This window comes from Nocardia sp. NPDC049149, assembly GCF_043197455.1.
Classification (GTDB): Bacteria; Actinomycetota; Actinomycetes; order Mycobacteriales; family Mycobacteriaceae; genus Nocardia.
In genome coordinates, this window is the sequence record NZ_JBICTD010000003.1 from 833,526 (window position 1) to 853,522 (window position 19,997).

General features: G+C 65.8%; 19 protein-coding genes. 2 read left to right on the forward strand and 17 right to left on the reverse strand.

Annotation, left to right across the window (positions count from 1 at the left end):
• Positions 1 to 4: 4 nt before the first annotated feature.
• Genes ACGFNJ_RS14575 through ACGFNJ_RS14605 form a run of 7 tightly spaced genes read right to left on the reverse strand, consistent with a single transcriptional unit; the run spans position 5 to position 5,383 of the window.
• Positions 5 to 313, reverse strand: coding sequence for a hypothetical protein (locus ACGFNJ_RS14575; RefSeq protein WP_393447309.1), 309 nt, complete (start codon positions 311 to 313; stop codon positions 5 to 7).
• Between the two features lie 32 nt (positions 314 to 345).
• Positions 346 to 699: a hypothetical protein gene (locus ACGFNJ_RS14580; protein ID WP_393447311.1), complete on the reverse strand. Its 354-nt coding sequence runs from the start codon at positions 697 to 699 to the stop codon at positions 346 to 348.
• Positions 696 to 1,430, reverse strand: a complete 735-nt coding sequence (locus ACGFNJ_RS14585; RefSeq protein ID WP_393447313.1) for a hypothetical protein — start codon at positions 1,428 to 1,430, stop codon at positions 696 to 698. Before ACGFNJ_RS14585 ends, ACGFNJ_RS14580 begins: the two co-directional genes overlap by 4 nt.
• Entirely contained in the window at positions 1,427 to 1,774 is a 348-nt protein-coding gene (locus ACGFNJ_RS14590) for a hypothetical protein (protein WP_393447315.1), read from the reverse strand. The genes ACGFNJ_RS14585 and ACGFNJ_RS14590 overlap by 4 nt, the downstream gene beginning before the upstream one ends.
• The gene (locus ACGFNJ_RS14595; RefSeq protein WP_393447317.1) at positions 1,771 to 3,261 is read right to left on the reverse strand and encodes a PPE domain-containing protein; all 1,491 of its coding nucleotides are present in this window, start codon (positions 3,259 to 3,261) and stop codon (positions 1,771 to 1,773) included. Before ACGFNJ_RS14595 ends, ACGFNJ_RS14590 begins: the two co-directional genes overlap by 4 nt.
• A gap of 23 nt (positions 3,262 to 3,284) precedes the next feature.
• On the reverse strand, positions 3,285 to 4,850 hold the full coding sequence (locus tag ACGFNJ_RS14600) for a hypothetical protein (protein ID WP_393447319.1): 1,566 nt from the start codon (positions 4,848 to 4,850) through the stop codon (positions 3,285 to 3,287).
• A gap of 41 nt (positions 4,851 to 4,891) precedes the next feature.
• Positions 4,892 to 5,383: a hypothetical protein gene (locus ACGFNJ_RS14605; RefSeq protein WP_393447321.1), complete on the reverse strand. Its 492-nt coding sequence runs from the start codon at positions 5,381 to 5,383 to the stop codon at positions 4,892 to 4,894.
• Between the two features lie 768 nt (positions 5,384 to 6,151).
• On the opposite strand from ACGFNJ_RS14605, the gene ACGFNJ_RS14610 reads away from it, so the two are divergent.
• On the forward strand, positions 6,152 to 7,129 hold the full coding sequence (locus ACGFNJ_RS14610; RefSeq protein ID WP_393447323.1) for a C40 family peptidase: 978 nt from the start codon (positions 6,152 to 6,154) through the stop codon (positions 7,127 to 7,129).
• Between the two features lie 15 nt (positions 7,130 to 7,144).
• On the opposite strand, the gene ACGFNJ_RS14615 is transcribed toward ACGFNJ_RS14610, so the two are convergent.
• From ACGFNJ_RS14615 to ACGFNJ_RS14655, 9 genes are all read right to left on the reverse strand, one after another.
• A complete protein-coding gene (locus tag ACGFNJ_RS14615) occupies positions 7,145 to 7,867 on the reverse strand; it encodes a hypothetical protein (RefSeq protein ID WP_393447325.1) in 723 nt (240 codons plus the stop codon).
• A gap of 238 nt (positions 7,868 to 8,105) precedes the next feature.
• On the reverse strand, positions 8,106 to 10,619 hold the full coding sequence (locus tag ACGFNJ_RS14620; protein WP_393447327.1) for a hypothetical protein: 2,514 nt from the start codon (positions 10,617 to 10,619) through the stop codon (positions 8,106 to 8,108).
• Positions 10,620 to 10,645: 26 nt separating this feature from the next.
• Positions 10,646 to 13,177 (reverse strand): ATP-binding protein, encoded by a 2,532-nt coding sequence (locus ACGFNJ_RS14625; protein ID WP_393447329.1) that lies wholly within the window; start codon positions 13,175 to 13,177, stop codon positions 10,646 to 10,648.
• Positions 13,174 to 13,701, reverse strand: a complete 528-nt coding sequence (locus ACGFNJ_RS14630; protein WP_393447331.1) for a hypothetical protein — start codon at positions 13,699 to 13,701, stop codon at positions 13,174 to 13,176. The genes ACGFNJ_RS14625 and ACGFNJ_RS14630 overlap by 4 nt, the downstream gene beginning before the upstream one ends.
• A complete protein-coding gene (locus ACGFNJ_RS14635; protein WP_393447333.1) occupies positions 13,698 to 13,961 on the reverse strand; it encodes a hypothetical protein in 264 nt (87 codons plus the stop codon). The genes ACGFNJ_RS14630 and ACGFNJ_RS14635 overlap by 4 nt, the downstream gene beginning before the upstream one ends.
• Positions 13,962 to 13,983: 22 nt before the next feature.
• Positions 13,984 to 14,904 carry a conjugal transfer protein gene (locus ACGFNJ_RS14640; protein ID WP_393447335.1) on the reverse strand — a complete coding sequence of 307 codons (921 nt, stop codon included), beginning with the start codon at positions 14,902 to 14,904 and terminating at the stop codon, positions 13,984 to 13,986.
• 153 nt (positions 14,905 to 15,057) lie between these two features.
• The gene (locus tag ACGFNJ_RS14645) at positions 15,058 to 16,185 is read right to left on the reverse strand and encodes a GAF domain-containing protein (RefSeq protein ID WP_393447337.1); all 1,128 of its coding nucleotides are present in this window, start codon (positions 16,183 to 16,185) and stop codon (positions 15,058 to 15,060) included.
• A 113-nt stretch (positions 16,186 to 16,298) separates the two neighbouring features.
• Positions 16,299 to 17,189 (reverse strand): ROK family protein, encoded by an 891-nt coding sequence (locus tag ACGFNJ_RS14650; RefSeq protein ID WP_393447339.1) that lies wholly within the window; start codon positions 17,187 to 17,189, stop codon positions 16,299 to 16,301.
• Positions 17,190 to 17,252: 63 nt separating this feature from the next.
• Positions 17,253 to 17,732 (reverse strand): hypothetical protein, encoded by a 480-nt coding sequence (locus ACGFNJ_RS14655; protein WP_393447341.1) that lies wholly within the window; start codon positions 17,730 to 17,732, stop codon positions 17,253 to 17,255.
• A 268-nt stretch (positions 17,733 to 18,000) separates the two neighbouring features.
• Here ACGFNJ_RS14655 and ACGFNJ_RS14660 point away from each other — a divergent pair, with 268 nt between their 5' ends.
• The gene (locus tag ACGFNJ_RS14660) at positions 18,001 to 18,708 is read left to right on the forward strand and encodes a MerR family transcriptional regulator (RefSeq protein ID WP_393447343.1); all 708 of its coding nucleotides are present in this window, start codon (positions 18,001 to 18,003) and stop codon (positions 18,706 to 18,708) included.
• A 50-nt stretch (positions 18,709 to 18,758) separates the two neighbouring features.
• Here ACGFNJ_RS14660 and ACGFNJ_RS14665 read toward each other — a convergent pair whose 3' ends face one another.
• The gene (locus ACGFNJ_RS14665) at positions 18,759 to 19,736 is read right to left on the reverse strand and encodes a bacteriocin fulvocin C-related protein (RefSeq protein ID WP_393447345.1); all 978 of its coding nucleotides are present in this window, start codon (positions 19,734 to 19,736) and stop codon (positions 18,759 to 18,761) included.
• Between the last annotated feature and the right edge of the window lie 261 nt (positions 19,737 to 19,997).

Here is a 19,997-nt window from a genome sequence, read left to right on the forward strand (position 1 = left end):
AGCCTCAGTTCGATTCGGATCCAGCGATGCGCACGCCACCCACCGCGTCCACATCCTCGAGGGCGCGCACGGTGACCAGCGCGCGGCGGTAAACGGCCGCCGCGCGAGCGCCGCTCACCGCGAGCGCCTTTTCGAAGCTGGCCCTGACCCACGCAGCGCGATCCACCAGGGCGTCGTCTATCGCAGAACCGGGATGTTCGCGCGGCGTCAGCGCCTGCGCGGCTCGGGCGACCTGCCCATTCGCGGCGCCGATCGCGCCGGTGAAGCGGCTCGCCGCCGCGAGCACCTCGGACGGGTCGTCCATATCCAGCATGATGGGTCCTGCCTGCCTGGGATTGCCTCGGCTCAAGGCGTATTCGCGCCGAACTCGGCCTGTTCCATTGCCCGGTACGACGTTTCGGTCGGCAGATCGAACGCGTCGATGGTGGACGGCAGCGTGCCCTTGTACGCCATCTCGGCGCGCAGCCCGACCCGCGATTTCGCGTGCGCGAGCCGAGCCAGCCGCAACAGTTCGGCGGCCAGCCAGGCATCGCCGTTGTCCCTGCCCTCGTCGGTGATGTGCAACCCGACTATTTCGCCGTCACGGTTGCAGGCAACACCGGCGGTGTGGTCGGGATTGAATACCTCGTAGACCATGGCGCGCCAGTCCGGCTCGTCGGCGCCGGGGGTATCCGGATCGAGGGGATCGATGTCACTCATGTCGTACTCTCCGAAAGCTTTTCGTCGGGCGCGGATACGCGGTCGGGCCTCGGTTGATTGCTCGACGCCTCCTCCTGCGGTGCCTGGAGCCTGGCGGCCAATGCCGCCCACGCGTCATCGGTGATGCGCATGATCTGGCGCAACTGCCAGAACCGCGCGCCGAGATACAGCTCGCCGCCGTTCTCGGTGAGGTCGAGATGGTCGATCTCGTCCGTGGCCGGGTTCAAGCACACGGTGGTGACCGGCGGGTGCTTGTCGTCGACGTTGAGGACGGTCGAACCGCTACCGGGAATGAAAGTTTGCTTGCAGCGCGGACTTCCGGCGATCACCAGGTCGGCGCTGTTGGTGGTCAGCGAGATATCCGGGTTGAGCAGCAGTTGCATGGCCCAAGCGCGCGCGGCCATTTCGGGGCGATCGCCGTGAATGGCGATGCGGCGCAACTCGCTGAGATCGACGACCAGGACCGATTCGGCTGTGGTCACGCCGACGATCGTCAGGCGCTTGGGGGTGCCGACCGGAAAGGGCAGATCGTCCGCGGCCAGCGTCGCCACATCCGCGCCGATCTCGCCGCCGGTGTCCGGATGCGCGGACACGGTGCCCGTTGCCACGTCGATGGTGTACGCGACAAGCGGATTCAACGCCCGCGCGCCGATCCCCGCCAACCGGACCAGGCCTTCCTCGTGCAGCCACCGCACCGTGTCGGCGACGGTGACGCCGCCCGATTCGGTCATGGCTGCTGCCCGGATGTTGCCGTGGCAGTAAAGAATTCGGCCGGATCGGTCGGGACGGTGTCCATGATCACCTGGTATTGGCGGGCGGCGTCGGCGGTGCTCTCCCTGATGGCCGCCATGATCTCGGTGACCAGTTCCGCGCTGGTGTAGCGATCGACCGTGCCCGGTGCCAGATACAGGTTGAGCAGCCTGCCCATGGCATCCACCTCGGGAATGATCGCGCCGTCCAGCCCAGGCCTGCGGGCCCGGATACCGTCGATCCGCTCCCGTAGCTCGGCGATTCGATGCCGCAGATCCCTGGCGGCGTCGAGCGCCGCCTGCACGTCGGGGTGGATATCGTTCATGCCTGACCTCCGGATTGCGAGGGATTCTGTGCGGGCGCCGGGGTCGCCGGGGTGACGGTCGGCGCGATCTTCGGCCGCTCCCCGATCACCGGCTCGGTATGCGGTGTGTCGTCGACGTACATCAGTCGGTCGGGATGCCAGGCCACCACCCGGTTGCGTTCGTTGCCGCCGCCGGGTTGCCCCATCCCAGGAGCCATCGGCATGTACGGCATCATCGGTGAGGACATCCCGGGATTCGCGCCGCGGATCGGAGATCCGGCCAGCGGCTCGATCACCGGCGCGCGCGGCATCGGGTTCGAGGTCGCGCTCTGGGTGCCTGCGGACGTGACCGTCGGCATTGCCGCGACGTTGAACTGTTCACTGGTCGAGCTCGGGTCGGGAAAGCCCGCACTGGTGTCTGTGGGCGCGCCTGAATCGGAAAAGCTCGGCGTGCCCGCGCTCGAATAGTCCGGCAGGCCGTAGTCGGAGTAGTTATACGGGTCGGACGCGTACTCGGATTCCGGGTTCGCCAGCTGACTCAATGGTGCCGCCCCCGACAGTGCGCTCATCATCGTCGGTAGCAGCGAATTGAGCATGCTCATGTCACCGGCGCCACCATTGCCGTTGGCCGCCGCCACGTTCGACGCGGCGGCGGTTCTGGCCGCCGCCTCGGGTGCATCGGCCTCGACCGTGGCCGAATAGCCGGTAACGGTCTCGGCCGAGCGCAGTTTCTGTTCCTGGAATTCGGCGAGCGCCTTCTGGATACGCACCTCGTCCTTGGACCGCATCGCGGCGACGAGTTCCTTGCGCGTGGCTTTGATCTCTTGCGGCGTAGGGTGTTTGGCTTTCGCGGTGCCGAATGCCCTGCCGTAGTTGTCGACGTCGTCGGCGAGCGACCCGAGCCCGGCCGTCAGCTGCGCCAGCTGGCTGCGATACTTTTCCAGCACCGCGGCCGCCTTGGTGCCGGTCGGAGTCCAATTCTGCATCGCGCCCGCGGCGCCGCTGACCTGCGTGCCGATGCCGAGTTCCAGCACGCCCGCGAAAGTCCGCAGCGCATCGGCGTATCCGGCCGCAGGGCCTGGCCCGGGGCCAGCGCGCAATTGCTCGGCGAAGATCAGCGGGTCGACCGCGACGCTCCCGGTCGGCGGCGTCGCGCCGGGCGGGCGCCGCAGTGCGAGCGGCGTGATGGCGCCGACCGGATTGGTGACCAGCGACCCGCCACGACCGCCGATGGTCCTGCCATTCTCGTCGTCGACCTGCGTGTATGCCTGGGCGGAAGCGCCGATATCACTGGCAGTGCGCTGGATTCGGTCGAGCAGTGTGAGCACACCGTTGTACAGCGCCGCGGCTTGGGCATTGAGCCGCGGCACCGTCGCCTGGGAGATCGGGTCGGCGCCAGCGGGCGGCACCCACCCGTTCGGCAGCACCCCGCCCGCCGCCCGTGCGACCTCCGCCAATTGAGAAGCGGCCGTGACCAGTTCACCTGGGTCGACGTTCAGCCCTGCCATGGCAGCCTCCTCTCACACTTCGCTCACGCGGTGGTCACGGCAGGCACCGCGACGCCCGGGTCCACCATCGACGTGTTCGAGCCCTTCGCCGCGGCCAGCTCGATGCCCGCCGGATGGGCGAACCCGAGGAACTCGCCGAACGCGGTGGTTTCCTTGGCCATCAAGTCGGCGAGCGGCTTCTTCTCGCCGTTGACGATGGCTTCCACCGTGCCGCCCTGGTCGGGCGGGAACACCACGAGCAGCGCGGTGCGCTTGTCCCACATGACGACATCGCCGGTCATCAACTCGTTGGGATCGACGCGCTTCCCGATCTGCTTGTCGTCGGTCCACTTGGCCTTCGTCTTCTCGTAGGCGTGCATCGCGCCTGCACCGCTCGTGTCGGCAAACGCCACCCTGAGCGCGTCGTAGACCGTCTGCGACACCTCTTGCGAGCGTGTGTCGGGCGCGGGGTAGTCGAAGATCCATTTGCCGTCGGCGTTGGGACCCTTCGCTGGCGTCGTGCCGGGATGCCCGTTGGATGTGTTCGGCGTCGAGGACGTGTTCGAGATCTGCTGAGCGGTCGTCGGCGTGCCGGGTTTGGCCGGTTGCTGCTGAGCCGGTGGTGCGGCAGCCTGCTGTTGCTTGGGAGGCGCAGGCGGGGGCTGGTCGTAGCGTCGCGGATCGGGTGGCCGCTGGTTCATGAAGGGATCGGCCAGCTGCCGCTGGTTCATGGCATTCACCAGCGGCCCGAGCATGCCGCCCATCCCGCCCATGCCCATGTCGGAGCCGAACGGTGACATCGGCGGGTTGGATTGGGGCGGTGGCGCATTGCGGGCCTGATTCTGGAGGTTGTCGATCGCCCGGTTGACTTTGTCCAACGCCTCAGAATTGCTGGGCGGCTTGGTAGTCGGGTCGTCCAGCCCCGGAATACGCGGGGGTTGTTGGAAGCTCGGCTGTTGCGACGGTGGCTGCGCCGTCGGAATCTGCGGCAGCTGCTGTGGTGGTTGCTGCGGCGGCTGCTGTTGTGGGGGTGGTTGCTGCACCTGGGGTGATTGCTGCGGCGGGTTGAGCGTGGGATTGGGGTTACCGGTCGGGTTGACCTGCGGCATCCTGCCGACCAGGCCAGCGACGACGCCTCTCGCCTTGTCCATCGCCTTGGATCCCTCATCGAGGGCTTCGGCGACGTAGCCAAGGATGTAGTCGTCCTCTTTCTTGGGCGGATTAGGCGGCTTCTCCGCGCTGGCGTTCATCCGCACGATCAACGTATCGATGCTCCGCACGCCCTCCGTGTTCTGTTCGCGCAATTGGCGGAGCACGGGCAACAGTTCCTCGCCCTTCTGATTCAGCGCAAAGAAGGCGTCCCTCAGTTTTGAGGCTGCCGTCTCGTAAGCCTCAAAATTGGAATGACCACCCTTGACTTCGGGAGGCTGCTGCTTAGTGGGCGGGTCGGTCTGCGAACCAGGGCCGAACGCGGTGTGCCATCCGCGAAATATAGGCAACAATTGCTCGAGGAACTCCTCGGTATTCCGACCGTAGTGCAGCTCCGGATTATCGGGGAATTGCTCTTCTATCTTCGTCCGGTCAGGGATGCGAATCGTACGCATTTCCACGCCGCCACACCTCCTTCCGAGTCACTACGCAGCACTGGCGACTACACGAGGTCTCGCACCGGGATAACCACCGGATTAGGTTTGTCTTCTCCGCGAATCGCGTCCCCGACCAGGAGTCCGGCACCGGCGCCGATACCCTTGCCTATCTCGCCAGGATTCGCGAGAATCTGCCCTGTACGGACGAAGAGTTCCGACGACCAATCGGAGGCCCTGGTGGGTTTGAAACCCAGCTTGATCGTGTCCGTGCTCAGGTTGCTGAGGCTGGGAATCACCTTCCCGCCGAGCTTGCCGACGAGCTTGCCGACCACACCACCGGCCATTCCACCAAGCAACCCCTCGGCCGCACCCATCCCCGCCGTTTCCGCGAAATCTTGGAAACTATGGATGTCACCATCCAGCGCCTCATCAATCAAATTTCCCACAGCTCCACCGAGCATACGACCGCCGGGACCGAACACGGTGCCAACTACAGGCAAAGCGAATTCGGCCACGTCGCCGACGACGTCCAAGAAGCCATCCCAAAAGCCGCCCATCAGAACTCCTCTCCGTGCACCCGAGGCATCGCCGCCGTCGGGTCACCGGCCGGGCGGCCACATCGACTACGGCGCTGTGCCTGCCACGGGCTCGTCATGCCCAATATTGTCGAGGATTCCCAACGATGGGAACGGATGTGCGAGCGGCACCGGTCAGGATGATCGGTATCAGAAATACGTCTGTCGAATGGCCTGTGACCACCGAGTTCGGCCGAACGATCCGGGCAGGAGCAGGAGGAGGCACCCGATGAGCCCGCACCGCTCCACACGGCGAACAATCGGCGCCACTGCCGCAGCACCGGCGGTACGGAAATGACCTCCCCTGAGCAACTTTGGCTGGTGGACCCCGAGCCACCGGCCACCGAAGAGGGTCATGGCGACGGGGACGCCGAAGGCAACAAGGAAGCGAAGAAGTCAGGGACTACCGAACGACCGCGCGTCGCCGGACCTGGCCAAGGCACGCCAAACGGAACCACTCCGGGACAGCAAGGGGCAGGCACGAATCCGCCCGCCCCCACCACACCGGGTACGACACCCGCACCGCCAGGTAGCGCCCCTGGTCCCGCCGCGCCCCTTGTCGCACCAACCGCGCCCGGCGCAAAGGATTCCGCCCCGGCTGGACCTGCGATCGCCGCGGCGCCGGACGGTACCCCACCGCCCGACGCTCCCCCACCGCCGCCGCCCGCGCCGCCACCCACGCCCGCGATCCAGCTGCCGGATGCGGAGACGATCGCGCAGTGGGCGCCGGTCGCGCTAGGGGCGGGCACCATGGCGATGGCGGCGCTGCCGATGATCGGTCAGGCGCTCGCCGGGCTGGCGGGCGGCGGTGCAGGGAACGGCAATCCGGCTGGCGCGGCGAGTCAGATCAGCAATTCCGGTCTGACTCCCGAGGCACAGCGTGCGATGCAGGTCTTGAAACTATTGGCCGCGGCTTATGGCGACGGCCCCACCGACGACCCTCGAATCGCCCAGTTACGCAAGGAACTCGGCATCAGCGAGATGGGCGGCGGCAAGACGGCCGACGCAATCAAGGCAGACGAACTCTGGAAAAGCAACTTCGTCAACGCTTTCAACACTCTCGACAACCAACTGGCGAACTACATCACCCGCCTCGCAGGCAACAACCAGGTCGACAAACAGGCGATGGAGAAGTTGATCCGCGAGGTCAACGTGGCGCTGGCCGAGGTCGGCACCCAGGCCTACACCAAGGCCGGACACGAGCGGGTCCACCAAATCCTCACCGCCGCACTGCAAAAGGCGCACACGATCGTTTCAGCCACGAACGGCAACGCCAGCGAGACCGCCGCGGCGATCAACCTGCTCAGCAACCAGTATCTGCACAACATCGCGGGCCAGCAGGCCCAGCAGGCCACCGCTGGGGCGACACCGGCCGCAGAGCGAGCGATTGCGGTCGCGAGGTCGAAGGTCGGCAAGGCCGACTACGTGTGGGCCGCTGAGGGTCCCGACCAGTTCGACTGCTCCGGCCTCACACAATATTCGGCGGGCCAGGCGGGTGTGAAGATTCCGCGCACCGCCTCACAGCAGTACAACCAGCTGCCCAAGGTGGCCCCCCAGGATATCCGCCCAGGCGACTTGATCTTTCCTGCCAAGCAGTTCAACAACGGCGACCCGCAGCACGTTCTCATGTACATCGGTGGCGGCCGCTGCATCGAGGCGCCCCAGCCGGGACAGAAGGTCCAGGAGACTGGACTGCCTCCCAGCTTTTACGCCAGCCGCTGGACGTAACCGCAGGTGCCCTCGTCAGCTACGACGACCGCCGAGCACCCGCTTCACCCGGACATCGTCCGCGGTCGGCATCGCCTGCCGGACATAGCGTCCCGACTCCTCGGTGAGGATTTCGGCCGCGTCCAACGCGAGGCCGACCCTGGTCGGCGCGAAATCGCCGGAGTCACGGTAATCCCAGAACACCAGGTCACCGGCTGATGCTGCCGACGGCTCGACGCGTTGTCCGCAAGCGCCTTGGCCAGCAAGGTCATTCGGCAGCTGGACGACGACCGGTACGGCGTTCGGATCGAGCGGTTGGCCGCACCAGCTCGGAGCGGTTTCGGTGGGCGTGACCACACCAACGGACCCCGTCTTGACGCAATATCCGGTCACCGCCGCAGTCGAGGCACGGTAAATGATGTCTTGCGTCATTTCTTGGGCACTGGCGGAACCTCCTGTGGTTCCGGACGATTCGGCCGAACCTGGATAGCCGAGGGCCAGTTCCCTGGCACAATCGACAGCTTGCCCCGAGTTGCTCGTTCGCAACGGCGGATCCTGCGGTGGCGCGATCCGCATGGCCGAGAAGCACGCGCGATACCACGGCGGCGTCTTGGTGTCGTCGGCCGCAACGGTCGCTGCGGCAAGCGGATTCACGGTCGGCCACGTCGAGGTGGCGGCGGCCTGGGCGGACGTCTGGCTGACCTGGGCAGTGGTGCTGCTCTTGCCGGTCGTCGTGCCTGCGGGCTCGTCCCGCAGCACGTTTTCACACTGGCTGTGCACATACTCTTTGGCAGTGGAATTCTGAGTCGCCATAGCTGTCAACAAAGTCAACGGAATCGATAAACCGCAGAAGACCAACACGACAAGAAGAACGATCAGGCCTGTCTGTCCGGATTTTTCCGATGCAGAATTCTTGCCGCGTGGCAAAATCCGCCGCAATGCCGAGCGCGCCAGCATTTGCGTGATGATCGAGCGAAACAGCAACAAGAGCGCACCTCTAGGTCGACGTCCGTAACCGCAACAAATCCTGAACCTCGTCCATCCCCGGCCCGTACGAACTGGCGCCCAGATTGTTCACGAAGTCTGGCCTGGTTGGGGTGTTGTGCGCAGTCGTGGGGATATCGTGCTGCCAGTGGCTCGTGCTGACGGCGGCCCAGATCTTTTCCCTCGCCACACGCAGCAGATGGGGATCCGTCGGAGTCCACACTGCCGCGTCTACCGCATCCCGCACCGCGTTGGCCTCACTTTCCGAAATCGCGTGTATCATTCGCAATGCCGAAATCGAGCTGAGGCTATGAAGCTCGGAGGCCACGCCGCCGCTGTTCGCGGCGCTGTGCATAACAAGCGGATCCTCGCCATCTGCGATGCGCTGTAGGTGCCGCATGGTACGTCGCGAACGGATGGGATCGTCCGGATCTATAAACCTGTTCACAAGGTCCTGTTCACTCTGGCTGAGCCGAGTCATCGAACGATTTTCGCGATACGGTCGGTGCATTTCATACGACATTTGCTGCAATGCGGAGTAGTCGGCGGCGACTTTTTTCACCGGCTGGAGGGCAGGGCCATAATCCCGCAATTCGGACGCCGAATCCTGAGCGAGTGCGAGTGCGGATACCACTTTCGCCATGTGTGGATTGGCCCCTGGATTTGGATCGGCGTCGTCCGCGACACGTCCCGCTGCCTTCTGCGCATACATCATCATCTCCCCGTCGGTCCACTCCTCGAGACTGTGGAATGCGCCACCGACATGGTCCCTTGGCAACCCGGCGTCATTGAGAGCCGTCAGAATCGCCGCCGCGCCACGAGGAGTGTTCGGACCGCCTGGTGCATTCTCCATGGCTTGGCGAGCGACGATCGTGTGCATTGAACGATCCGCTGGGCCCTGCGCCCCCCAACCGCGGGCACCGCCCATCCCCGCTTGTGTCTCCCGTTCCATCGCACTGAGATCCGCTCGTCGCTGCAGACCCGCGTAGGGACGCAACGGGTTTCGCCGTCCACCGAACATCCATTCCGTGAGTGGCGAACCGCCGATGACAGACAAAGCCCCGAGCGCACCGAGGAACGCATGTCCCGGAGAATGCATCGAATGCCCCAGCCCGACCATCCCCATACCGCCGCCACCACCACCGCCACCGCCGCCCGGCGAGGCGAAAACGCCACCAGACTCGATCGACTGCCCGATCCGGTTGGCCACCGCTTCGCTGGTGGCGTTCATCCGCTCGACCATCCGTCTCACCTGCACCGTGCCGACGATCATGACGATCGAGCAAAGAACGAGTACCAGCAGCACATCGTCATCGTTGGCCTGCTCCATCAAGCGGCCGAGGAAGGACATATAGAAGGCGAGCTGGACGATATGCGTGACCATCCGCATAAAGGCCATACCGGTGTCGACGCCTCGGCGCACCATCGAAATCTGGGGTTGCCCGGCGATGAACCCGCCCATGGGCAGATCCCAGACCAACAGCACGATTCCGTTATATATCGCGTCCGCCAGCGCCATGAACACCCGGAACGAGAAGACCACCCCGAACCACATCGCCGCGATACTCACGAAGAACAGGAAGAAACCGAGCCCGATCTGACCGACGCCCGGATTGTCGGCAGCCCACCGCGCCGAAGTGTCACCGCAGTTCGTCAGGCCCTCCTTCACCTGACTTGCACTCTGGTTGAGCGTCCCGTTCGTGAACGCGGTCTTGCAAAGCGGCCGATTGTCGACGACATGACCAAAATTCCAGACCTGTAGCAGCCGCCGAGTGTTATCAGCCTGCTGGCTCTGCAGGGCCTGGGTCATGGCGGCCGGATTCGGATCATCCTCCCCGAGGACTGCGAGCGCGAGCACAACCCCGAGATCGCGCCCCTCCGCGATGGCGCCGTGCGAGGAGACCACTTCCTGCAGGGGACGTACCATCACGATCGGCCCGCCGACCCCAACGATGACCATGACGACTACCTGCATCGCCGCCCTGGCCGGCTTGCCGCGCACGATGAAAATGCCGACGAATACCGCACCGATCGCGGTGCCGGCCAGGAACATTGCGCCCACCGGCAGTTGCTGGAACAGGCTGTCGGACGCCCCCGCCATGGCGGCGCCTGCTCGATCCGCCCACGAAAAGCTGATGGTGGTGCCGATGATCCAGTTACCGAAGCCGATGATCTCGCGCCAGCCGGCGAACTGGAGGCTGAGCACCAGAGCCATCGCCGTATTCCACGGGCTCAGGATGCCGCCCTGATCGGTGACGAACATGTAGTACGACACCGGAACTCCCGAGGAATCCCGGAGGTCCGTCCAGCCCACTGCGCTGTACGCGGTGCCGCCGAGGCTGCTGCCCGACTGTGCAGTGACCACCGCCCCCAGGAGTCCTGGAAAGACGAACAGGACAATCAACATGCCCAACACCCAGGCGGTCCGGTGCCTCGGGCGGGTCGCGGTGATCCAGCTCCGGCACCGCCGCCCCATCATGGTCGGTTGCCACTGCGCCGGATCCCACGATGCCACGGCCGTCGTCATCCTGGCGAGCGCAGCCCTGCGCCGCATCAGGTCACCGCCTCGCGCTGTTTGGCGAGGGTGCCCTCACCGCTCGGCGACGACGGTGTGCTGGTGATCGCCTCCGCGCGATCCGGTCTGGCGGGGCCGAGCACCTTGCCGCGGCCGATCCGGTTCAACGCGTCTCGCATGAACATCTCGCCACGACGCTGGATCGGCACCTGACGACCCGGACCGCTTGGCGGTGAGGTCTCCTCCCGCAAAATCTGCAGCAGGAACGGCGCCTCGTCCAGGTCGACGCCGAGCCATTCCAGGCTGTTGCGCGCCAACGTCTCGTCGCGCTGGCGGAACACGAATCGATTGGGAATCAGATTGTGTGCCGCGCCTTGGAAATCCGCGCCGGGATCATGGGAAGCCAAGCCGATGGCGGCCAGGTGCTTGCGGCCGTCCCTGCTGAAGTCCGAGGTGACCGCCGCGCCGACTTGGGTCTGCGTGAAGTGGTGCGCTTCGTCCCCCACCAGCAGCCCGAATCGGCCGTTGTCGGAAAGGAACGCTTCGCGAGCCGCTACACCGACCAACTCATAGAGCGCCGTGCCCAGCCGCTTGGTCAACGGCAACCGGTTGTACAGGTGTGGCGATGTCAGTTCCTCCGCCGTCGGCAACGCCAGTTTGTGCGTGCGCACGACGGTCGCGGACGCGGTGAGCCGCAGCGGCGGCAGCGTCGCATCGAACAGCACCGGCACCCGCTCGACTACGGTGCCGAGCCGAGCGGCCAGATCGGCGTAGTCCTGGTCGTGCACCTGCGTGTCGCGCAGTCGGCGGACCACGTCATAGAAGCCGCGCAGGCTCTGAATGCCGTTCTCGGCAATGCTTTTGGCGGTGAGCAAGTTGCTCGCCGTAGCACCGGGACCAGACGTCGGCGACAGATCGAGCAGCGGAAGAATCGAATCGAGCGTCCGTTCGCCCGCGATCCTCGGCTCGAACAAGCGCAGCGGGTCCAGCGATACCTTCGGCTCGGCCAGGTCGATCACCACCGCGTTGTCGATGGACGCGGCGAAGTGCGCCCACTCCCCCACCTGACTGCGATCGATGGCCAGAAATTGCCCGCCCATGTCGTGTACGAGCACCGCCATGAGCTTCAAGAAATAGGACTTGCCCGAGCCGAGTTCGCCAGTGACCGCGAACGAGGCGGACAGGTCGTGCAACGCCGCTTCCATGATGCCGAAATGGATCGGCTCGAAGTTGCCGGACAACAGGTTCACGCCGATGATCGGTCCGCTGTCATCGCCGACCTCCGCGGTGGTGAACGGGACGAAACCGGCCCACATGTCCGAGGGCACGATGTGGGCGAAATCGTCGAACGCCCGGCGCGGCGGGCACCCGGGCAGCAGCATCGACCACAGGTCGACCTGAGCGCCGATCGGGGAGGTCAGGTCGATCTGGAAGCGCTTGTAGCGGCGCTTGAGGGTGTTGACCGCCTCGAGGGTGGCATCACGCGAGATGCCGCCCACCGCAATGACAGTGGTGAAGGAGACCTCCGACTCGCCGCCGTTCACCTCGAAATGCTGGTTGTACTCGCCGAGCATCTTCGCCTTGGCCATCAAGGTGTTCTGCGCGAAGGACACCTCCTGGTCGCGCTGGTCCATCTGCTCGCCGAGCCTGCGCAGGTTCTGCTCGTTCGACTTGAGCACCTGCTCGGCGGGTCTGGTCGACACCCGGATACCCCAGTCCACCGTAGCGTTGTCCAACCCCTCCAGCACACTGAGAAACTCACTGCCCCCGGGAAAGGTCATGCCCCCGTAGGGAAATGAGTTGGGTGTGAGCATCGACTGATAGGAAACGCCATAGGTGTAGTCCGGCTGCACCACCTTGATGACCGGCACGAAGGAGGGCCGGATCCGCCGCGAACTGTCGGTCTGTGCGCCCTCGTCGAGGGCCGCCGAGCGGAACACCGCCGCGGTCGCCTCATCGAGCACCCCCGCGGTGGTCGGCGCGACAGGATCGGCGACCGAACCACGGGAAAGGTAGTGCTCCCATAGCCATTGGAACAATGCGGCCGGCACCGGAACCGGATCGAAGTCGCCACCGATGCGCGACAACGTCTCGTTCGCCTTCTCCAGGTATTCATCCAGATCGGCGCGCGACAGGGCGGCGGCATCGATCGTCGTGGTGCTGCCGCGCCACATCCGCGACAGCGCCGATATCCCGGAGTTGCTGGCGCCCACCGGAATCGAGAGCAGATAGAGCCGCGTCAACGGCCTGATGTCGCGAATCCGCTCGAAGGAGCCAACCACCTCGATCGCGTAGTCCTCGCAATCGTCCAGGTCCACTCCTTCGACCATTTTGGTCAGCACATCAATCGTGTTGAGCCCGGCCTGGATTCCGAGCAGCAGCGCGCCGCCTGGCAGATTGTTGATCAGCGCATGGTGGGCCTGCTTCACCTCCATCTTGTCGCTCGACCTGCGCAGTCCGTAGCCGAGCGGGTTGATGAAGTAGGTCGCGGTCACCAGGCCGGAGTGGGTGAACTGCAGATTCCCGCGGACCGCCGCGGTGGGTTGAATATCGCGCTCGAACAAGGTCATTCACGTCCTTCCGCACCGCTGCCGTTTCCGTTGCTCGCGATCCGCGTCTGCAGCTCGGCTCCGCTGCCCGTGCCGAGGAGGGCGAGCAGTGGCTCGGAGGGCACGGCTTTCGTTGCGCGGGCAGTGTCGGTATCCGGGAGCAGCAGCACGACCGACTCCTCGATGAACAATGTCTGGCGCGCCGACTGCGCGTCGATCGGCACGCCGGAAGCGGAAACCGGTCTGCGCACGAAGGTCACGCGCAACAGCCACAGCATCCGCGAGACCATCCTGACCCCGGTGTAGGGCACCAGGCCGAGCAGGAAGACGATGCCGACGGTCCCGAGGATGCCGACCACGAACGTGACGGCCGGGTTGACCGGCAGGTTCATCGCGAGAATCGCGGTGAGCAGCAACAACCCCGCCAATGCGCCGATCTGCGGCAAGGTATAAGGCCCGAACGGCAACTTCTGCCCGTTCTGTGCCTTGCCGATCATCGTGGGAACACGTTTGATCGGCGTGAATACCTTGATTACCTGGCTCACTGGCCATAACCACCGATGGGGTACTCCGGAACGATCGTGCCGACGTCGTAGCGCGCGTAGTTGATCAGCGACGGCAGCACCCAGATCGCCACGCCCGCGAAAACAGCACCTGCGAGTATCATGGCGGTCCGCCCGAGTGAGAGCTTATCGCGAGCGCCAGAGCTCACCAGCACGCCGATCGCGATCAGCACGATCACGAACAGCCCACCGACCCTGGCAAAGTTCGTCAAGGTGGATAAAAAGCTGATTGTGTAATTCATTGGGGACCAACCCCTCTCATATCTACTTCTGAGTTGCCGGTGGAACCTGGACCGTCGTAGTAGTCGTGGTGGTCGTCGCGGGGGCGACGGGGCCGCGAGCATCCCCCGCCCCGACCTCGGCGAGCGGATTCGCCAGCGCCGGAATCGGTTCCATCGTGCGCACCTGCCACTGCCCGCCGTTGCGCGCCAGCGTCAGCGGGTAGGCCATGGCAGGTAGCGCGGCCGTCGCGTCGCCCTTCGGTGTGACGGTCGCGAGCACCCGCGCCACGTCACCGCTCGCACCGCAGTCCCTGCTGTCCGACAGCACTGCCACCGCGTCGATTCCGGTGAGCGGCGCAGGCTGCAGCGCGACGATGCCCGAATTCGGCACGGTATATCGGCTCACGTCACCGGAGCCGGCGAGCAGCGCACCGAGGAACCCCGAAGCGACTTGCGCCAGTGGCGATTCCGGCCCGCACGAGCCGCTGTAGGCGAGCGCGAGATCGATGCCCTTGCCCGGCGGGGCCACCGCGGCGGGCAACGCGAGCGCCCGAGGTCGCCCGCCCGCCAAGGACACCGCAACCCGGAAGTATTGCCTGGCATCGCTTGCCGTGACGATGCCCGCTTTGCCGATCCGAACCGACACCGTCACCGACCAGACGTCGATACTCCGGTTCGTCACGGCGCGCGACACGTAAACGACCATGGGGTCAGCGACCTGTCGAGACACCGTCGGCAAGCTGACATGCTGTGCGGTGCCGACATATTCGCTGAGCCGCTCCTGTTGCCCGTTGTTCGCGGTCAGGTAGGTCACCACGAATTGCTGGGCGAACGCTCCCGCCAGCTGGGCGCGCCCCACCGCGCCGACGGCGGCCGTATCCGTGGGTGGCGGCTGCGGTGGGGTGAAGAAGTCGAGGACGGCGTGGCCGCCGCCGAGCACCGCGAGCACGGCCAAGACCGCCATCACGATATTGTCGCGGCGGCGCCGCACGGCCATTCGGCGAAGGAGTGCCTCGCTCGAATTCGCCGGTTCAGCCGCTTTAGTCTTCACTCTCGAAATGGTAGAGAGCAGCGGGACTTCCAGTTTGTCAGCAGTTCCCACGCCTGGGAGGACGGATCAATAGGCGGCAATTCGTTTCCGGCGGCCCGCGAGCCGATGCCGAAGCTGGTCGTCATAACCGATCGGCGTCGACCTCGGCACCGATTCCTCGGGCGACTCCGGCAAGGAAACATCGTCACGGAGATGCACCGCCTGCCCGATCGCCAGTTGTGTGCTCGCGTAGCCGGGGTAGGGGTAGAGCAGCAGCGACGTCATCGTGTATCCGCCGCTGTAGTTGAGGGTTCGTACGGTCACGCCCACGGTGTCGCCGGTGTGCAGCCTGCCGCCGAGTTGCATGATCCGCTCGCGATCATCGGGATGGAAGACATCGATGGGCCGGAACAGGTAGTCCCACCGGATCCACGGCGCCGGATCGGTCAGCCAATGCGAGATGCTTGCGTGCTCGAGCTGGAGCACCGCCAGGTGCGTGCCCGCCCTGCGGTGCGCCTCGCGCAGCCCGGTCCGTTCCAGGGTCGGCCACTCCGCTGCCACGTTGTCGGAGGTGATGTCCTCAACCAACAGCCAAGCGCCCCTTGTCCGTTGGTCGTCACGAGCGCGCATGGTGATCCGCCACTGCGCCGCGCGCCCCTGCTCCGGCGTGATGGTCACGTCGAATTGCAGCTTGTCGCCGGGTTTGGGGCCGTAGAGCAGATCGAGGACCTCGGTGTGCCGGTCGAAGGCCGACATCCGATGGAACAGTTCGGCAATCGAGGTCCGCGGCGCGTACTCCTCCGGCGAAAGACCGCTCAACTGTGTGATGCCGCTCGGCTGCTGCATCGTCTGGGTTTCGAGGTCCCAGATGACACCGACGGCGGGCCGCGGCGACGGAACCGGCGTGGTGGCGGGTGCGAGCCACATGCGCACCGCGTGCACATCACCCGCCGGACCGAGGATCGGCCGGATCAGCAACCGATGCGGGCCGGAGCGGGTCGGGATGGTCAGGTCGACGACCTTGGCCTGATCCCGCGCCTCGACGAGGGTCTCGATGAGCTGCGCGGTGCTGATGCCGTCGTAGAGGGCGGGCGACTTGGCGAGCAGCCGCTGAATCGTCCGGTGCAGGCCGGCGAAGTCACGCGGTGCGTCGCCCACCGACGCCATCGACATGGCCTCCGGCGCCAAAACCTCGATCGTCGCCCACTCTGTCACTGCGCCACACTTCGCACTGCCGTACCAGCCGTTCCGTTCTATTCGGCACCCAACTTTGTTCCGAAGAACAATGTACCGTTAGATAGCGGCGCACTCAATGGGATGTTTGCCCGCTAGCCGCGCGGCGTCAACGCAAGCAGTCCGGCACCGGCCAACCCGCCGAGATCGCCGAGCGTCGACGGCACGACCCGCAGGCCAGGCAGATAACTGAGCTGGGCATGGGCCGCGACTGTGGCACTGAGCGGCTCCCACAGCGCGGGCCCCGCCGCCGCCATCGTGCCGCCGACCACGGCGAGGTCGAGATCGAGCAGCGCGGCCGTCGAAACGATCGCCAGACCGAGCGCGGTGCCTGCCCGGCCGAGCGCGGCGGCGGCGACCTCGTCCTTCACCCGGGCGGCAGCGACCAGCTCGTCGACCGACGAGCCGCCCCACCCTCGGCCCTGCGCCCAGCGCACCGCGGCGGCGCCACCGGCGACCGCCTCGAGACAGCCGCGATTGCCACAGGCACACGGCTCGTCATACCCAGGAACCAGCACGTGACCGATGTTGCCCGCGTTGCCGGTCCGGCCGACAACGACGAACCCGCCGACCGTGATGCCGCCGCTGATCCGGTCCGAGACCGTCAACGCCAGCGCATCCATCGCCTCCTTGGTCGCGCCGAGGTTCCGCTCGGCGATGGCCGAGCAGACACCGTCGATCGCCAGATACACCGAGGCACCGGGAAAAGCCGCCTCAGCTGCCGCGACGATCCCGAAACCCGTTCGCCACTCGGCGATTTCGGCGGGTGCGACCACCCCGGCCGCCATGTCGATCGGACCGGCGCAGGCGATGCCGAGGGCAGTGATCTCCCTCCCCTCGGCGACCTCCTTCAGCAGCGCAAGGCACCGATCCCACGCCCCGTCGGCGGGTATCGGCACCTCACGCACGTCGTCGGCGTCGACGTCCTGGGCCACCCTGGCCGCCGCGAAACGGGTCGGACCGATCTGCAAGGCCAGCGCTGTCATGGTTGTACCACCAGAATTCCGTTCGATGCCAAGAGGTTTCGAGGCCGGGTGCCGCGACCCGGCTCAGAGATCGCCGGTTCCCGTCGGTTCCAGCGGGCGGCCGAGAATGAGATGGCGATGCGGCGCGACGGGCGCCGGTTCGCTGCGGATCGGCCGCGCTCCGTTGCGGATGATCCGCAGCGGCCGGTTCCGATCAATCGGCAGCGGCCGGTAGCGATCCAGGTCGTCGACGACCCTGCCGGAGTTGTCGTATCCCACGCCTGCCCAGATCAGCGCCCGCGGGGCGTCGCCGCGCGCGATCAGCGTCTGCGCGAACTCCTGACATTGGGACAACAGCGGGCAGCTGTGACAGATCCGGACCGCGACCTTCCAGCGGATCGGGGTGCCGACGTCGAGGTCCCAGTCGTCGGACATGCCTTCACACGCCGGTCGCGCGGCGGTCTTGGGGGGAAAGGTCTCGGCCGGAATGGTCGAGACGGTCGCCAGGGTCGTGACGCTGGCGGACGCGCCGCTGAAGGGCGCGGGAATGGGGGTAGTGCTCATGGCCGTCTCCGAGGAATGCCGCGGGCACGCCAACTTTCGATGCGCGTACCCAGTGGTCGGGCGGGCATCAGGGCTGCTCAACAGTCCCCGGAAACCGGCAGTCATTACCGGTACTGGGGAGAGTAATCGACCGGTGCGGCCACGGCAAGGATCATTCCGTTAAACGACGGCACGTTATCCAAGACGTTACCTGGTCGTTACGCTGTATAGCGTCTCATTATCCCACGTGACATTTTCCTACGGGTCAAACTTGTGGTTTCCTTATGTCATGGCTGTAGATGTCGAGTACACCATCGACGAACTGGCACGGGCAGCCGACACCACCGTCCGCAGCGTCCGCGTCTATCACGAGCGTGGGCTGCTGCCGTCACCAGAAGTGCGCGGACGGGTCGGCTACTACGACCACGATCACCTCAATCGGCTGGAAACGATCAGCAGGCTGCTGAGCCGGGGGATGAAGCTCAACGGGATCAAGGAGTTGCTCGCGGCCTGGGACCGCGGCGACGGACTGGCCGAGGTCCTCGGCGTGCCCGAGCAACCCGCCGCGGCGACGGCCGCACCCGTACAGGAGTATCCCGATCCCGAGCTCCCCGAGTACGCCAAGCAGGCGCTGGCAGCCAACGCCGACCCCGTCGACACCTACCGGCTGAACAACCCAAGGTGCGGCGACCTCGCCGCCCGCCTCGTCGAGGCAGGGCTCGCGCCGAGCGACGCCTTTCACCTGGTAGAACGCCTTCGCGCGGACTGCGACCGGATCGCCGATCGCTACGCCGAGCAGGTGTACGGGCCGCTCGCCGTCGAGGCATACACGCAATCCGGCGGCGAGGTCAAAGACCGCACCAAGCTGGAGATGGACTTGGCTATCGCGCGCTTGATCGCGGCACGTGCGGCCGACGAGCTGATCGATCAGGCCTTCGCCAGGCACGCCGATCAGATCGTTGCGAACTCGTCGCACGGCTCTGCGCCACCAGCCTGACCCGGGCAGCGATCGTCACTTCTGCCGGTAGGCGGGCTACCGGATGAGGCTTATCGACACAGCCCCGCGCACGGCTCGTTCCAGAACCAGCCGCAGCCGTCACTGAGGTAGTTGCAGTTGTCACGGCCCGGCTGGTTGTGGCAGGTGTACCGACCGCAGTAGTCGTGCTGAAAGGCGCATTCACAGTCGCGGTAGCGGGCGACCTCCGTGGTCGCCGCTTCGATCGGGCCGAGCATCCCGAAGGCCTGATACACCTCGTGCGCGCCGAGTGCCGCCACTGCCGACTGATGCACGTCTTCGGCCTGCCGCAGCTGCGCGACGCCCTGCGTGGTGAACACCGATGCACGCGCGGCAAGTGCCGCGGCGCGGTCGAGGACGTCGAGTTGCTCGGTCGTCAAATGCGGACGGGCGCTACGGTATTCGCGCAGATGCGCGGACCACAATGCGCTACGGACAGCCGGCGCGGATGCCTGATAGATCGCTCGCCGGTACGCGAGCGGGTAGGCGATCACCTCGGCGTAGCCGCACGGTAAGTTCGCGCGGTTGGCCCACACCCACGCCTGCGCGGATTGCTCGCCCTTCGTCGCGAAGGCGGGCGTATTGCCGGTGAAGACCAGGCCTGCCGCGACACCGACGCCTGCGGCGAGCCGGAAGAAGCGCGCCCGGCTGACGACATCGGGTGCGGCGCCCGGCAATTCGCCTGCCTTGCCTGCCGCCTGTCGCGACAGCCGCCCCAGCGCGGACATCACCCGCAGCGTCGCCGCAGGCCCGAGCACCCGCGCAAGTCGCCACCCGAGCGCAGGGCCGGTCCACGCCCGCACCCGCGGGCCGACCACTCGTAATAGTGTTGGCGCCCAGTCGATTTCCCGGCCGAGGGCCTGATCGCGCCAGCGCCGCACCTCAGCGTTGGCCAGCGGAAGCACCTCGAGTTTTCCGTCGCACGCACGCGCGACCGCGCCGGAGATCTCCCGGCAGGTACCACAGGACGCGTCGAAGGCCAGCACCCACCGTTCCGAATCTTTGTTCACAGTTCTCTCCTCATTATTTCCGGATTCGGCCGTACCGGCCCCACCATCGGCCTACCGTCGCCGAATAGGTAGACGAGACACATCCGTAGTACCGAAACGGGAAACCTTTATCGGCGCTTCCTATTCGCAGGCACGGAAGGCGCATTCCGGAAAAGTGCAGCTGCCACCATATATCGATCAACACTTAAGCAGTTCTCCGAATAGGGTGATCCCCGTAGGGATATCACCTATTTCAAGTACCGATTGAACGGTCCGCTGACC

What these genes read in the sequence shown, in the direction of transcription:
- ACGFNJ_RS14575 (WP_393447309.1), bottom strand. Translation starts at nt 313, where the DNA reads ATGCTGGATATGGACGACCCGTCCGAGGTGCTCGCGGCGGCGAGCCGC.
- ACGFNJ_RS14580 (WP_393447311.1), bottom strand. Translation starts at nt 699, where the DNA reads ATGAGTGACATCGATCCCCTCGATCCGGATACCCCCGGCGCCGACGAG.
- ACGFNJ_RS14585 (WP_393447313.1), bottom strand. Translation starts at nt 1,430, where the DNA reads ATGACCGAATCGGGCGGCGTCACCGTCGCCGACACGGTGCGGTGGCTG.
- ACGFNJ_RS14590 (WP_393447315.1), bottom strand. Translation starts at nt 1,774, where the DNA reads ATGAACGATATCCACCCCGACGTGCAGGCGGCGCTCGACGCCGCCAGG.
- ACGFNJ_RS14595 (WP_393447317.1), bottom strand. Translation starts at nt 3,261, where the DNA reads ATGGCAGGGCTGAACGTCGACCCAGGTGAACTGGTCACGGCCGCTTCT.
- ACGFNJ_RS14605 (WP_393447321.1), bottom strand. Translation starts at nt 5,383, where the DNA reads ATGGGCGGCTTTTGGGATGGCTTCTTGGACGTCGTCGGCGACGTGGCC.
- ACGFNJ_RS14610 (WP_393447323.1), top strand. Translation starts at nt 6,152, where the DNA reads ATGGCGATGGCGGCGCTGCCGATGATCGGTCAGGCGCTCGCCGGGCTG.
- ACGFNJ_RS14620 (WP_393447327.1), bottom strand. Translation starts at nt 10,619, where the DNA reads ATGACGACGGCCGTGGCATCGTGGGATCCGGCGCAGTGGCAACCGACC.
- ACGFNJ_RS14625 (WP_393447329.1), bottom strand. Translation starts at nt 13,177, where the DNA reads ATGACCTTGTTCGAGCGCGATATTCAACCCACCGCGGCGGTCCGCGGG.
- ACGFNJ_RS14635 (WP_393447333.1), bottom strand. Translation starts at nt 13,961, where the DNA reads ATGAATTACACAATCAGCTTTTTATCCACCTTGACGAACTTTGCCAGG.
- ACGFNJ_RS14640 (WP_393447335.1), bottom strand. Translation starts at nt 14,904, where the DNA reads ATGGCGGTCTTGGCCGTGCTCGCGGTGCTCGGCGGCGGCCACGCCGTC.
- ACGFNJ_RS14650 (WP_393447339.1), bottom strand. Translation starts at nt 17,189, where the DNA reads ATGACAGCGCTGGCCTTGCAGATCGGTCCGACCCGTTTCGCGGCGGCC.
- ACGFNJ_RS14655 (WP_393447341.1), bottom strand. Translation starts at nt 17,732, where the DNA reads ATGAGCACTACCCCCATTCCCGCGCCCTTCAGCGGCGCGTCCGCCAGC.
- ACGFNJ_RS14660 (WP_393447343.1), top strand. Translation starts at nt 18,001, where the DNA reads ATGGCTGTAGATGTCGAGTACACCATCGACGAACTGGCACGGGCAGCC.